Source organism: Micromonospora sp. NPDC050695, from assembly GCF_040654415.1.
GTDB lineage: Bacteria > Actinomycetota > Actinomycetes > Mycobacteriales > Micromonosporaceae > Micromonospora.
Window position 1 is genome coordinate 1 of sequence record NZ_JBFAHZ010000009.1, and the last position, 12,682, is coordinate 12,682.

The following is a 12,682-nucleotide window of genomic DNA, read 5'->3' on the forward strand; positions in this document are numbered from 1 at the left end:
CCCTGCTGATCCCCGAACGCCGGGAACGCACCTGCCCCCGCGCCGTCAAACGAGCCCGCCACAACAGCTACCGCGTCAAGAATCGCGACGAGCCGGCCAGCATCCGCCACCCAGACCCAGCCACCGTTCACATCTACCGTCTTCGACCCCACACAACATGATCAACTTAAGCTACGTGGCATTGGGCCTGTGACCGGATGGACAGCGCGTGACCTTGGCAGGCCGAGAGGTACGCGCCGGGGGTGAGCAGCACCCGGTACGGGGCGGCCAGGCCACACAGGCGGGAGCGGTTGACCACGTAGAACGGGCAGTCGCCGAGGTCGACCGGGGACACGTAGTCCCGTTGCCCGATCGCGACCAGTAGCCGGATGGTGTCGGGGCCGACCACGTACGGGCTGCCGGTGGGCACCGCCACCGGGGCCGTCAGGGGCGCGGGTGCCGGGCGCGAGGCCGGTGGGGCCGGGGCGGGGCGAGCGGCCGGCGGCGAGGTGCGCGGCCGGGAGAGCTCGATTCGGCTCTCTACGGCAAGGGCGCGCTGATGCTGCACGCACTTCGCCGCACGGTGGGTGACACTGCCTTCTTCGGTACGCTTCGGCAGTGGCTGCGCGACCACCGCTACGGCAACGCGTCGTTCACCCAGTTCGAGGCGCTTGCTCAGCGCAACACCACCGTCGACCTCACCGGCTTCTTCGCCGAGTGGGTCCACGGCACCGCCGTGCCCTCCCCAGCGAACCTCTACCCCGGCCCGCTGGCGGACCACAAGTAACGGACATAGTCGATTGCGTGAGGTGACTCCTTATGGCGGAACTGCCGGATTTCGTCTCCATCCGTGAGGTTGGGCCGCGGGACGGGTTGCAGAACGAGGAGCCGATTCCCGCCGCCGCCAAGGTGCGGCTGCTCGACGCGCTCTCCGCCACCGGCGTACGCCGGATCGAGGCGGTGTCGTTCGTGCATCCGAAGGCCATTCCGCAGATGGCCGACGCCGATGAGGTGTGGCGGCGGGCCGCGAAGGCCGACGGGGTGCGCTATTCGGCGCTGGTGCCGAACACCCGGGGCGCGCAGCGGGCCCTGGCCGCGGGGTTCACCGAGATCGAGGTGGTGGTGTCGGCCAGCGACACGCACAACCGTCGCAACGTCAACCGCTCGACCGACGAGTCGTTGGACGACATCGCCGAGCTGATCGACCTCCTGCACGGTGCCTCGGCGCGGGTCGAGGTGATCGTGGCGACCAGCTTCGGCTGCCCGTACGAGGGGGACGTCGACCCGGCGCGGGTGGCCGGCATCGTCGACCGGGTGGTCCGTGACGGCGCGGACCGGGTGGCGTTCGGCGACACCACCGGCATGGGCACGCCGCGCCGGGTCCGTGAGCTGCTGACGGCGGTACGCGACCGCAACGCGCACGTGCCGGTGCTGCTGCACTTCCACAACACCCGGGGTACGGCGCTGGCGAACCTGTTGACCGCTCTGGAGCTGGGGGTGACCGAGTTCGACGCCAGTGTGGGTGGTCTGGGCGGCTGCCCGTACGCCCCCGGGGCGAGCGGCAACCTGGCCACCGAGGAGGCCGTGCACATGCTGCACGACATGGGCATCGACACCGGCATCGACCTGGCGGCCCTGATCGAGGCGGCGGAGTTGGCCGAGGATCTGCTCGGCAAGAAGCTGCCGTCGGGCGTGCTGCGGGCCGGTCCGCGTACCCGGCTGACGCCGATGCCGAGCTGAGGACGCGTGGAAGGGGCCGGCGCGTGCGCCGGCCCCTTCCACGTATCTGTCGGTCAGCTCACCGGAGCGAGCGCGGCCGGCCAGCTGTCGCGGAAGATGTCCGCGCTGCGGTCGGTGCTGCGCTCGGTGGCGCTGAACGTGCCGGCGAAGAGGCTGCTCACCCGGTTCGCCTCGGTGGTGCTCGGGTACGGGTTGGTGCAGCTGGTGCCGGCGCTGCCGCCGGACATCAGGATCGCGCAGTTGCCGTTGTAGTTGTCCGGCAGGCCGAGGATGTGCCCGATCTCGTGGGTCATGATCCGCAGCGGGCTGTACTGCGCGGCCTGTTGGGTGTCGATGTAGACCCGGCCGTTGCCGAGGCTGGTCCGCACGGCGTACGAGCCGCCGCCGGTGATCTGGTAGATCCGCAGGTTGGAGCCGCAGTTGGCGGAAAGCGTCAGGTTGACGGTGGCGTTGTTCCAGATCGAGGCGGCCTGGTTGGCGGTGCCGGCGTAGGCGCCTGCCTGGCTGGTGTTGTAGCAGATGGTCATGGCGGCGGACGCGGGCGACGGGTTGGCGACCGTGACGCCGAGGGTGGCGAGTGCCGTCGCGAGCATCGCGACCGCGAGCCGATTGAGTCGTGAGGTCATCGCTGACTCCAATCTTGGGAGGGGGTGCCAGGAGCCTAACGGTAAACATCTATACATTTCAATGCATTCGTTTCCAGGGGTGGTCGACCGCGTCGGGTCGCCGCCCGGCGCGCGAATGCGCTAACCTAACGATCGTTTAGGTTGGTGTGGCGAGGGGGTCGGCGTGACGCTCGACGGTGAGGCGCTGGAGCAACTGCGCAAGCGGGCCCGGTCCGGCGGCGCGGACAAGTACCACGCCGCCAACGCGGCCAAGGGCAAGCTGTTCGCCCGTGAGCGGGTCGCGCTCCTGGTCGACGAGGGCTCGTTCGTCGAGGACGGCCTCTACGCGAACGCGCTCGCCGACGGGCTGCCCGCCGACGGCGTGGTCACCGGCACCGCCACCATCGACGGGCGGCAGGTCTGCCTGATGGCCAACGACTCCACCGTCAAGGCCGGCAGCTGGGGCGCCCGTACCGTCGAAAAGATCATCCGGATCATCGAGCGGGCGTACGGCGCCGGCGTGCCGATGGTCTACCTGGTCGACTCGGCCGGCGCCCGGATCACCGACCAGGTCGACCTCTTCCCCGGCCGGCGTGGCGCCGGCAAGATCTTCTGGAACCAGGTTCGCGCCTCCGGCTCCATCCCGCAGGTGTGCGCGCTGTTCGGCCCGAGCGCCGCCGGTGGGGCGTACATTCCGGCGTTCTGCGACGTGGTCGCCATGGTCGACGGCAACGCCAGCATGTACCTCGGCTCCGACCGGATGGTCGAGATGGTCACCGGGGAGAAGACCACCCTGGAGGCGATGGGTGGCGCCAAGGTGCACACCGCCGAGTCTGGCGTCGGGCACTTCCTCTGCAAGACCGAGGCCGACGCGCTCGACGTGGTGAAGACCTACCTGTCGTACCTGCCGGCGAACTGGACGCAGGCACCGCCGGCCGCGCCGGCCGTCGCCGCGCCCGCGAAGGCCGACCTGGCGGCCCTCGTGCCGGCCAGCGAGCGGCAGGCGTTCGACATGCGGCGGTACGTCAAGGGCCTGCTCGACGAGGGCTCGTTCTTCGAGATCCAGGCGCTGTGGGCCAAGGAGTTGACCATCGGGTTCGGTCGCCTCGACGGCCAGGTCGTGGGCGTGCTCGGCAACAACTCGATGTTCAAGGGCGGCGTGCTCTTCGTCGACTCCGCCGACAAGGCGACCCGGTTCGTGCAGCTCTGCGACGCGTTCAACGTGCCCCTGCTGTTCCTCAGCGACGTGCCCGGCTTCATGGTCGGCAGCGCCGTGGAGAAGCAGGGCATCATCCGGCACGGCGCCAAGATGATCACGGCGATCTCCGAGGCGACCGTGCCGAAGATCTGCGTGGTGGTCCGCAAGGCGTACGGCGCGGGTCTCTACGCGATGGCCGGCCCCGGGTTCGAGCCGGACGCGACCATCGCGCTGCCCAGCGCGAAGATCGCGGTTATGGGGGCCGAGGCCGCCGTGAACGCGGTCTACGCCAACAAGATCGCGGCGATCGAGGACGAGGCCGAGCGGGCCGCCTTCGTGGCCGCCAAGCGGGCCGAGTACGAGCAGGACATCGACGTCGTCCGGCTGGCCAGCGAGCTGGTGGTCGACGCCATCGTCGAGCCGCACGACCTGCGCGGCGAGTTGGTCCGCCGGTTCGCGGCGGCGCGTACCAAGGATCGGCACTTCTCCCGGCGCCGGCACGGCGTCACCCCGGTCTGACCCGACGACCGACCCCCGCACAGCCACCCGTCCCGGCGTCACGAGCGTCCGACGGCACCGTCCCCACAGGAGGATGAGATGGACTTCCGGCTCACCGACGACCAAGCGGCGCTGCGGGAGAGCGTGCGGGACTTCGCTCGCGAGGTGGTCGCACCGGTCATCGCCGAGCACTACGAGCAGCACACCTTCCCGTACGAGGTGATCCGGCAGATGGGCAAGATGGGCCTGTTCGGCCTGCCCTTCGGCGAGGAGCACGGCGGCATGGGTGGCGACTACTTCGCGCTGTGCCTGGCCCTGGAGGAACTCGCCCGGGTCGACTCCAGCGTGGCGATCACGCTGGAGGCGGCGGTCTCGCTGGGCGCGATGCCGATCTACCGGTTCGGCACCGAGGAGCAGAAGGCGACCTGGCTGCCGAAGCTGCTCAGCGGCGAGGCGTTGGCCGGTTTCGGGCTCACCGAGCCGGGCACCGGGTCGGACGCCGCCGGCACCCAGACCCGAGCGGTGCTGGACGGCGACGAGTGGGTGATCAACGGGTCGAAGGCGTTCATCACCAACTCGGGGACCGACATCACGGCCATGGTCACCGTCACCGCGGTGACCGGCACGAACCCGGACGGCTCGAAGGAACTGTCGACGATCATCGTGCCCGCCGGAACGCCCGGCTTCACCGTGGCGCCCGGCTACTCCAAGGTGGGCTGGACCGCCTCGGACACCCACGAGCTGACCTTCGACGACTGCCGGGTGCCGGCGGCCAACCTGCTCGGTGCACGGGGTCGAGGGTTCGCCCAGTTCCTGCGGATCCTCGACGAGGGTCGGATCGCCATCGCCGCGCTGGCCGTCGGCCTCGCCCAGGGCTGCGTCGACGAGTCGATCAAGTACGCGAAGGAGCGGCACGCCTTCGGCCGGCCGATCGGTGACAACCAGGCGATCCAGTTCAAGATCGCCGACATGGAGTTGAAGGCGCACACCGCCCGGCTGGCCTACTACGACGCCGCCGCCCGGATGCTGGCCGGCGAGCCGTTCAAGCGGCAGGCCGCCATCGCCAAGCTGCACGCCAGCACGATCGCGGTGGACAACGCGCGGGAGGCCACCCAGATCCACGGCGGCTACGGATTCATGAACGAGTACCCGGTCGCCCGGTTCTGGCGGGACTCCAAGATCCTGGAGATCGGTGAGGGCACCAGCGAGGTGCAGCGCATGATCATCGCGCGCGATCTGGGCCTCTGACCGGAACGACCGGACCCGCCGTACGGCATCGTCCGGCATCGCTGGACCGGGCGTGCCGGGCGGGGCTGTCCGTTCGGCTGTCGGGTTTCGGCGAGCGGGCGTCGGCAGCCCGACGTTCGACTGCCGATGGTCGTAGCCGATCCGTACTCTTCGTGCCCATGACTCCGGATCATGACGGGTCACGGGGGCCGGCCGGTCGTACCGGGCTGCCGGAACTGCTCCGCGCCCACCGTCGGGCCGCCGGCCTGACCCAGGCCGAACTCGCGGCCCGGTCTGGCGTGGGCGTACGGACGGTGCGTGACCTGGAGCGTGGCCGGTCCGTCCGGCCGCAGCGCACCACGGTCGGCCTGCTCGCCGAGGCGTTGGAGCTGAGCGGCGCGACCCGGGCGGCGTTCATGGCCGCTGCTCGTGGCCCGGTCCGGGGCGAGACCGCCCCGCCGGACGTTCCTTCGACATCGTTGACGACCGCTCCGGCGGCGACCCGGCCCGCCAACACGGATCCGCCGGTCGCCCTCCCGCCGCCGGTCACGCTCATCGGGCGGGACCGGGACGTCGCCGAGCTGGCCGGCATGCTGACCACGGAGCCGGGGCCGCAGCTGGTCAGCCTGGTCGGGCTGGCCGGGGTCGGCAAGACGGCGCTGGCGCTGTCCGTGGCGCACGCGGCCGCCGGGGCGTACCCGGGTGGTGTGGCCGGGGTGCTCATCGGTGAGGGCTCGGACGGCCCGGACGTGCTCGCCGCCTCGATGGCGGTCCTCGGTGCGGCCCGGCTGCCGGAACTCGCCGCCCGGCTCTCCGGGCGGCCGACGCTGCTGGTGATGGACGCGGTCGAGCGCGCCCCCGGCCCGGTGGCCGAGACGCTGCACCGGTTGACCGGCGTGCTGCCGTCCCTGCGCGTGCTGGTCACCGGACGGCATCCCGTCGGGCTACCCGGCGAGCGGGTCTGGCCGGTCGCGCCGCTCGACGTACCGCCGCCAGACGCCGACAGGGCCGGATCGGCGACGCTCGGAACGTGGCCGGCGGTCGCCCTGTTCACCGCCCGACTCGCCCAGGTCCGTCGGGAGCCGCCCACCCCCGACGAGTTGCCGGCGCTGGCCGCGCTGGTCCGCCGGTTGGGCGGATTGCCGCTGGCCATCGAGCTGATGGCGGCCCGGGGTCGGCTCCTCAACCTCACCGAACTGCTCGACCGGTACGGCGACCGCGTGCTCGACCTGACCACCCCCGCCGACCCGCCGACCCATCCCGGCTGGGACGGACCGGAGGCGGCGACCGGTCGTCCGAGCGGTGCCGACACCATCCGTGCGGCGGTGGCGGGCACCCTCCGGGACGCGGTGGCGACCAGCTACCGCCTGCTCGCCCCGGACGAGCGGGCGGCGCTGCGTCGGCTCGCCATGTTCGGCAACCGATGGTCGGTGGAGCAGGCCGAGGAGATGCTCGCCGACGAGGCTGACCGGGACGGCACCGTGGCGATCGACCCCCTTCCGGTGCTGGACCGGCTCGTCGAGTTGGGCCTGCTGAGCGTGCGGGGCACCGGTTCGTTCCGGTTCCGGCTGCTCGACGCGGTCCGCGACTTCGCCGTCGAGCAGGCGGCCGGGGGTGGTGAGCTGGGCTGTCTGCGGCGCCGGCACGCCGAGGTGGTCGCCCGCCTGGCGGCGCGTACCGCGGCGGACCTGGCCGGCCCCCGGCTGCCCGATGCGGTGCACCGGTTGGACGAGGTGAGCAGCGACATCAGCTCGGCGCTGTCCCACGCGGCGACCGACGACCCGCTGACCGCGCTCCGCCTGGCGGCCTGCCTGCCGCGGTGGTGGCGGTTCCGCGGGCGCGATGTCACCGGGCGGCAGTGGTTGCGGCGGCTGCTGGCCGACCCGAGGACCGCCGACGCCGATCCGGTCCTGCGGGCCTGGGCGACCCTCGGGGTGGCTCGGCTCGCCACCGAGCACGGTGCGGGTGCCGACGAGTTGCCCACGGCGCGGGCCGCGTTGGACATGTTCCGGCAGGCGGGCGACGTGACCGGGGAGTTGGAGGCGCGGAACGTGCTCGGCGCGCTGCTGATCACCGTGGGTAGCCATGACGAGGCCCGCGAGCAGGCCGAGGCGGCACTCCGGCTGGCTGCTCGCAACGGGCGGACGCGGGACCTGGCGGTGGCCCAGAACAGTCTCGCCTGGCACGAGATCCGGGTGGGTGACCTGGCGGCGGCGCGCCGCCGGCTGGCCGCCGTGGACCGGCTCGCCGCCGAGGGTGGAGAGCAGCGGTTACGGGTGCTGGCCTGGGCGAACCGGGCCGAGGTCGCCCGCCTGGAGGGCCGGTACGCCGACGCCGTGGACCAGGGGCGGCGTGCGGTGGCGGCGTTGTCCGAGCTGGGCGATCCGGGGCATCGCCGTCGGGTGCTCGGCACGGTGGGCCTGGCGCTCGCCCAGGATGGTCGCGGTGCGGAGGCGACCGAGGTGCTCGCCGAGCTGCGCGCGGGGGCTGCCGAGGCGGCGGCCGTCCTGATGCCCTCGCCCGGCCCGCCGCGGCCGCGTTCGGACGACGCCGTGCTCGCCTGGGGTGGCCCCGAGGTGGGGATCTGCGCGCTGATTGAGGGGAATCTGGCGCTGCACCGGGGTGACCGGGAGTTGGCCGCCGAGTGGTTCGCGGCCGCCGCCGACGCCGGTCACGACCGGCGGGACGTGGTGGAGGCGCTGGTGGGGCTGGCGGCGAGCACCGGAGACCCGGCGATCCTCGACCGGCTCGACCGGGTCTGTCAGGACAGTGGCATCCAACTGCTGCCGCAGGAGTCCGGGTTGCTCTACGCGTTGACCGCCAGCCGGGGAGGGCCGGCGACGCGGTAGTGGCGGCGGAGTGGCGCGGACGAAGAGCCCCCTTGGTGCTACCCCTCGCTGTTCGCCCGCGCCGTCACCCCCCGGTGGATCCCCGGTGGACGAAGCCTGCCACCGCAGCCCGAGCGGAAGGCGCTTTTCGTGGTTTTTATCCGGATGCCAAGGTCAGTTCTGCCGGTCTTTCTGCCGGTGGTGTCACACGGCTTCTCGGTGCCGCCGACGGCCGCCGAACCGGTCAGGGTCGGGGCGCGGCGGCCTCCTCCGGGGCGGCGTCGGTGCTGCCGGCGGTGGCGCAGGGGTGTACGGCGTCACGGACCCGACGCAGGCCGTCGAGGAGCGCGGCCAGGGCCTCCGGGTCGAGTTGACCGGTGAACCACTGCTCGATCATCTGCAGGTGCCCCGGTAGCGTCTCGTCCAGTCGCTGCATGCCGGCCGGGGTGACCACGGCGTACGAGCTGCGTCGGTCGTTCGGGCACGCCCGGCGGGTGAGCAGACCGTCGCGTTCCATCCGGTCGACCACCCGGGTCACCCCGCTGGTGGAGAGCGACGTCTGCGCGGCGAGGTCGGTCATCCTCAGCTGGTTGCCCGGCGAGCGGGCCAGTCGGGTGATGACCTCGAACTCGACCGCGGAGAAGCCGTGCTCCTCCAGTTGTGCGTCGAACCGGGCCGACAGCCCGGCGTGCACCTCGAAGAGCAGGCCGACAGCGGTGATCCGGGGATCGTCGAAGACGTTGGTCACTCGTTCATCCTACCAGTACTTGACACGGGGAATATTGTTATCGTTATAGTTGGCGTACTAAACGATCTCTTCTGGAGGACAGCAGCATGACCAGCAGCACCGATGCGGTTACCCGCGACTGGGACGGCCTCACCATCCCGGCGGCCGGCACCTACGTGCTGGACGTGGCGCACAAGCGGGTCGGCTTCGTCGCCCGACACATGATGGTGAGCAAGGTCCGTGGTGAGTTCAACGAGGCGACCGCCACCATCACCATCGCCGAGGACCCGCTGCAGTCCTCGGTCGTCGCGACCATCCAGGCCGCCAGCATCGACACCACCCAGGGCGACCGGGACGCGCACCTGCGCAGCCCCGAGTTCCTGGACGCCGAGAAGTACCCGACGATCGAGTTCCGCAGCACCGGCGTCACGTCCCGCCGCGGCAGCGAGTTCGTGCTCACCGGTGAGCTGACCATCAAGGACGTCACCCGTCCGGTCGAGCTCGAGGTGGAGTTCGAGGGCGTCGGTCGCAGCCCCTTCGGCCAGGACATCTTCGGCTTCTCCGCGAGCACCGAGATCGACCGCGAGGAGTTCGGCCTGACCTGGAACGTCGCCCTGGAAAGCGGTGGCGTGCTGGTCGGCAAGAAGGTCAAGATCGAGATCGAGGGCGAGGGCATCCGCCAGGCCTGATCCCTCGGATCGCCGGTACGCTCCGGGCCCGCGCCGCACGTCGGCGCGGGCCCGCCGTCATCTCCACGGCCTCCCGTCCGGGTGTGAATTGTCACGAGTTGCTCGCACCGCGAGCGGATCCGTCACCATGTCGACGGGGTACAGGTGGCGGCACGAGCGTGCTCGCCACGGCTGGCGTCGGAACGCCGCAACCGGCCTCTGGCCCGGCCAGGTGAGCGCTCTTACCGTGGATGGTTCACAATGCGCTTTTCGGGACGGCAGGATCCCGACCGCGCCGCCCGTCGGGAGGACACATGGGCAGGGACGTCTCGCAGGGCGCCTTCACCCGGGAGGACCGCGTCCGCTACCGGCACAAGGTCCGGCGATGCCTGGACGTCTTCGCCCTGATGCTGGACGACTTCGGCTTCGACGCCGACCGGCCGATGACCGGCCTGGAGATCGAACTCAACCTCGTCGACTCGGCCGCCGAGCCGGCGATGCGCAACGAGGAGATCCTCGCCGACATCGCCGACCCGCTCTTCCAGACCGAGCTGGGGCAGTTCAACCTGGAACTCAACGCCGAACCTCGACTGATCGAGGGCACCGGCTTCGCCAACTACGAGCACGACCTGCGCAGCAGCCTGGCCCGGGCCGATGAACGCGCGGCCAGGTCCGACGCGAAGATCGTCCTGGTCGGCATCCTGCCCACCCTCACCGAGGGGCACCTGGTGGAGGACAACCTCTCCACCAACGAGCGCTACCGGGTGCTCAACGACCAGATCGTCGGCGCCCGCGGCGAGGACATCGAGCTGGACATCCGCGGCGTCGAGCAGTTGCAGACGCACACCGACTCGATCGCCCCCGAGGCCGCCTGCACCAGCCTCCAGTTCCACCTCCAGGTCGCGCCGGACAGCTTCGCCGACTACTGGAACGCGTCCCAGGCCATCGCCGGGGTCCAGGTGGCGGTCGGGGCGAACTCTCCCTTCCTGTACGGCCGCCAGCTGTGGGCCGAGACCCGGATCGCCCTGTTCCAACAGGCCACCGACACCCGCCCGGACGAGCTCAAGGCCCAGGGGGTACGCCCCCGGGTGTGGTTCGGCGAGCGGTGGATCACCTCGATCTTCGACCTGTTCGAGGAGAACGTCCGCTACTTCCCGCCGCTGCTGCCCATCTGCGAGGACGAGGACCCGGTGGAGGTGCTGCACGCCGGCGGTGTGCCGCAGCTCGGTGAGCTGCGGTTGCACAACGGCACCGTCTACCGCTGGAACCGCCCGGTCTACGACATCATGAACGGCCGTCCGCACCTGCGGGTGGAGAACCGTGTGCTGCCGGCCGGCCCGACGGTGGTGGACATGCTGGCGAACGCGGCCTTCTACTTCGGCCTGGCCCGTGGTCTGGCCGAGGCGGACCGGCCGATCTGGAGCCAGCTCACCTTCAGCTCCGCCGAGGAGAACTTCCACGCCGCCGCCCGGCGCGGTCTGGACGCCGTCCTGCACTGGCCCCAGCTCGGCGACGTGCCGGTCACCAAGCTGGTGCTGGATGAGCTGCTGCCCACCGCCGCCGCGGGACTGGACGGGTTCGGGGTCGCGGCGGGGCAGCGGGACCGGCTGCTCGGCATCATCGAGCAGCGCTGCCGTACCGGCCGCAACGGTGCGGTCTGGCAGACGGAGGCGGTCTGGGCGGCGGAACGGCACCAGGGCATGGACCGGCCCGCGGCCCTGCACCACATGGTTCAGAACTACGCCGAACTCCAGCGCACCAACGAGCCGGTCCACACCTGGCCGGTCCACTGACGTCCCCCGCCTCACCTCCCGCTCCGCGCGGAGGGGCGGGAGCGGCAGCGGCGCAGGTCAGTCGCTGGCGGGGCGGGGGTTTTTGCGGGTAGCCCGGGCGCGGCGAAGGGTTGGTACCGGATCCTGCGGTGGCGTCCCGGTGTGGGCGGGAAGGTCCGGCTCCGACCGTGGTGCGGGCACCCGGGGTACGCGAGTCGCGTCACCAGGCCCGGATCCCTCTGGCGCGTCGGGTCCGTCGCGCCGCGCCGACGTGCCGATCTCGATGCCGGGTGCGGGCGACCCGGGTTCGGCCGCACCGGCCGGGACGTCCACCGTGGCCCTCGTCGGGTCGGGCTGGGCGGGTGGGGCAACCACGTGCCGGTGGCGCTGGGCGCGCTCGGCGAGGACGGCGGCCAGCACCGACCCGCCGGCACCGACGATCACCGCGTACGGGGCGATCAGTTGGGTGGACAGCTGTGCCGGGCCCGGCGTCGACCAGCGCGGCACGGTGCTCAGGTACGCGAGCGCGACGAGCAACGGGCCGGCCGCCCCGGACGCCGCCGCGCCGACCCGGTGACCCGGTGATCGGGCGGCCCGCCGCGCGGCCGACGCCCCGATCACCAGTGCGGGGACGAGAGCCAGCAGCGCACCGGGCCAGTAGAGCTGGTCCCCGATCCAGTACCGGGGGTGATCCGGGTCGAGCTGCCACGTGCCGAGCTGAGCACCGACCAGGCCGCGTCCGACGCGTACCCCGTCGATCACCGAGACCACGGCGAGCAGCCACAGCCAGGCGGCCGTCGCGGTCACGTTCACCGCGGCGGCGCGGGAGCGCAGCGCCCAGAGCGCGACGAGTACGCCGATGAGGATGCCCAGTGCCGTGTGCGCGGCGGCGATCCGCTGTGGCACGTCGCTGTCGGCGCCGACCGCGACCCGCGCGGGCACGGCGACGAGTAGCACGGTGACCAACCCGCCGAGCCCGGCGCCGAGGGCGATGGCCACCCGCCCCAGCAGGTCACGGCCTTCGGCGGGAGCCGTCGGTTCGTGCAGGCCACGGCTCTCAGCGGGAGCCGTCGGTCCATCCACGGTGGGCGGTCGGTCGGTCCCGGTCGGGCCGGTGGCGGGAGTCGAGGGACGCTCGGACCCGTCCGCCGGCACCGGGGTGGGCACCTCGGGACGGGTCACCGGCGCCGGCCGCTGGTGCAACCGCTGTGCGCAGACCGCGCCGAGCACCGTTGAGCTGGCGGCCAGCCAGGTCGCCCAGGCGAGGCCGTCCGCCCATGCCGTGTCGGCGGCGCCGGCGTCGGTGGGCGTCCAGGTGATGACGCCGAGCCCGTAGCCGAAGCCCAGTTGTGCGGCGCCCGCGCCGGCAGCGACCCCGATCGCCGTCGCGATCGATACTCCCCAGCCCCGTCTGGCCATGCCGGGCAGCGTAACGTCCCG

The 12,682-nt window shown here is 71.9% G+C and carries 10 protein-coding genes and 1 pseudogene; 7 read left to right on the forward strand and 4 right to left on the reverse strand.

Translation table 11 applies throughout. The annotated features are described in order from the left end of the window. Positions 1–166 precede the first annotated feature (166 nt). Positions 167–415, reverse strand: coding sequence for a hypothetical protein (locus AB0H52_RS09065; protein ID WP_357946232.1), 249 nt, complete (start codon positions 413–415; stop codon positions 167–169). Between the two features lie 105 nt (positions 416–520). Between AB0H52_RS09065 and AB0H52_RS09070 the strand changes: the two are divergent. Together AB0H52_RS09070 and AB0H52_RS09075 are read left to right on the forward strand one after the other, a co-directional pair. Next, positions 521–766 (forward strand): annotated as a pseudogene (locus AB0H52_RS09070) (M1 family aminopeptidase); the annotation flags it as partial. Between the two features lie 32 nt (positions 767–798). Further along, positions 799–1,719: a hydroxymethylglutaryl-CoA lyase gene (locus AB0H52_RS09075; protein ID WP_278125423.1), complete on the forward strand. Its 921-nt coding sequence runs from the start codon at positions 799–801 to the stop codon at positions 1,717–1,719. Positions 1,720–1,772: 53 nt separating this feature from the next. On the opposite strand, the gene AB0H52_RS09080 is transcribed toward AB0H52_RS09075, so the two are convergent. Beyond that, on the reverse strand, positions 1,773–2,345 hold the full coding sequence (locus AB0H52_RS09080) for a snapalysin family zinc-dependent metalloprotease (RefSeq protein WP_357946235.1): 573 nt from the start codon (positions 2,343–2,345) through the stop codon (positions 1,773–1,775). A 163-nt stretch (positions 2,346–2,508) separates the two neighbouring features. Between AB0H52_RS09080 and AB0H52_RS09085 the strand changes: the two genes are divergently transcribed. The 3 genes from AB0H52_RS09085 to AB0H52_RS09095 all read left to right on the forward strand — a co-directional run bounded on the left by AB0H52_RS09085 (position 2,509) and on the right by AB0H52_RS09095 (position 8,096). Next, positions 2,509–4,041, forward strand: a complete 1,533-nt coding sequence (locus AB0H52_RS09085; RefSeq protein WP_357946238.1) for an acyl-CoA carboxylase subunit beta — start codon at positions 2,509–2,511, stop codon at positions 4,039–4,041. A 78-nt stretch (positions 4,042–4,119) separates the two neighbouring features. Then, entirely contained in the window at positions 4,120–5,268 is a 1,149-nt protein-coding gene (locus AB0H52_RS09090) for an acyl-CoA dehydrogenase family protein (protein WP_151492507.1), read from the forward strand. Between the two features lie 158 nt (positions 5,269–5,426). Then, the gene (locus AB0H52_RS09095; RefSeq protein WP_151492508.1) at positions 5,427–8,096 is read left to right on the forward strand and encodes a helix-turn-helix domain-containing protein; all 2,670 of its coding nucleotides are present in this window, start codon (positions 5,427–5,429) and stop codon (positions 8,094–8,096) included. A gap of 223 nt (positions 8,097–8,319) precedes the next feature. Here the strand turns inward: AB0H52_RS09095 and AB0H52_RS09100 are convergent, their stop codons facing one another. Further along, positions 8,320–8,823 (reverse strand): MarR family transcriptional regulator, encoded by a 504-nt coding sequence (locus tag AB0H52_RS09100; protein ID WP_151492509.1) that lies wholly within the window; start codon positions 8,821–8,823, stop codon positions 8,320–8,322. An 86-nt stretch (positions 8,824–8,909) separates the two neighbouring features. On the opposite strand from AB0H52_RS09100, the gene AB0H52_RS09105 reads away from it, so the two are divergent. Together AB0H52_RS09105 and AB0H52_RS09110 are read left to right on the forward strand one after the other, a co-directional pair. Beyond that, complete coding sequence (locus AB0H52_RS09105) at positions 8,910–9,491, forward strand: YceI family protein (protein ID WP_151492511.1); 582 nt, start codon at positions 8,910–8,912, stop codon at positions 9,489–9,491. Between the two features lie 293 nt (positions 9,492–9,784). Beyond that, entirely contained in the window at positions 9,785–11,263 is a 1,479-nt protein-coding gene (locus tag AB0H52_RS09110; RefSeq protein WP_151492513.1) for a glutamate--cysteine ligase, read from the forward strand. A 57-nt stretch (positions 11,264–11,320) separates the two neighbouring features. Here the strand turns inward: AB0H52_RS09110 and AB0H52_RS09115 are convergent, their stop codons facing one another. Then, on the reverse strand, positions 11,321–12,661 hold the full coding sequence (locus AB0H52_RS09115; RefSeq protein WP_357946243.1) for a hypothetical protein: 1,341 nt from the start codon (positions 12,659–12,661) through the stop codon (positions 11,321–11,323). Positions 12,662–12,682 lie beyond the last annotated feature (21 nt).

What these genes read in the sequence shown, in the direction of transcription:
- AB0H52_RS09075 (WP_278125423.1), top strand. Translation starts at nt 799, where the DNA reads ATGGCGGAACTGCCGGATTTCGTCTCCATCCGTGAGGTTGGGCCGCGG.
- AB0H52_RS09080 (WP_357946235.1), bottom strand. Translation starts at nt 2,345, where the DNA reads ATGACCTCACGACTCAATCGGCTCGCGGTCGCGATGCTCGCGACGGCA.
- AB0H52_RS09090 (WP_151492507.1), top strand. Translation starts at nt 4,120, where the DNA reads ATGGACTTCCGGCTCACCGACGACCAAGCGGCGCTGCGGGAGAGCGTG.
- AB0H52_RS09095 (WP_151492508.1), top strand. Translation starts at nt 5,427, where the DNA reads ATGACTCCGGATCATGACGGGTCACGGGGGCCGGCCGGTCGTACCGGG.
- AB0H52_RS09105 (WP_151492511.1), top strand. Translation starts at nt 8,910, where the DNA reads ATGACCAGCAGCACCGATGCGGTTACCCGCGACTGGGACGGCCTCACC.
- AB0H52_RS09110 (WP_151492513.1), top strand. Translation starts at nt 9,785, where the DNA reads ATGGGCAGGGACGTCTCGCAGGGCGCCTTCACCCGGGAGGACCGCGTC.
- AB0H52_RS09115 (WP_357946243.1), bottom strand. Translation starts at nt 12,661, where the DNA reads ATGGCCAGACGGGGCTGGGGAGTATCGATCGCGACGGCGATCGGGGTC.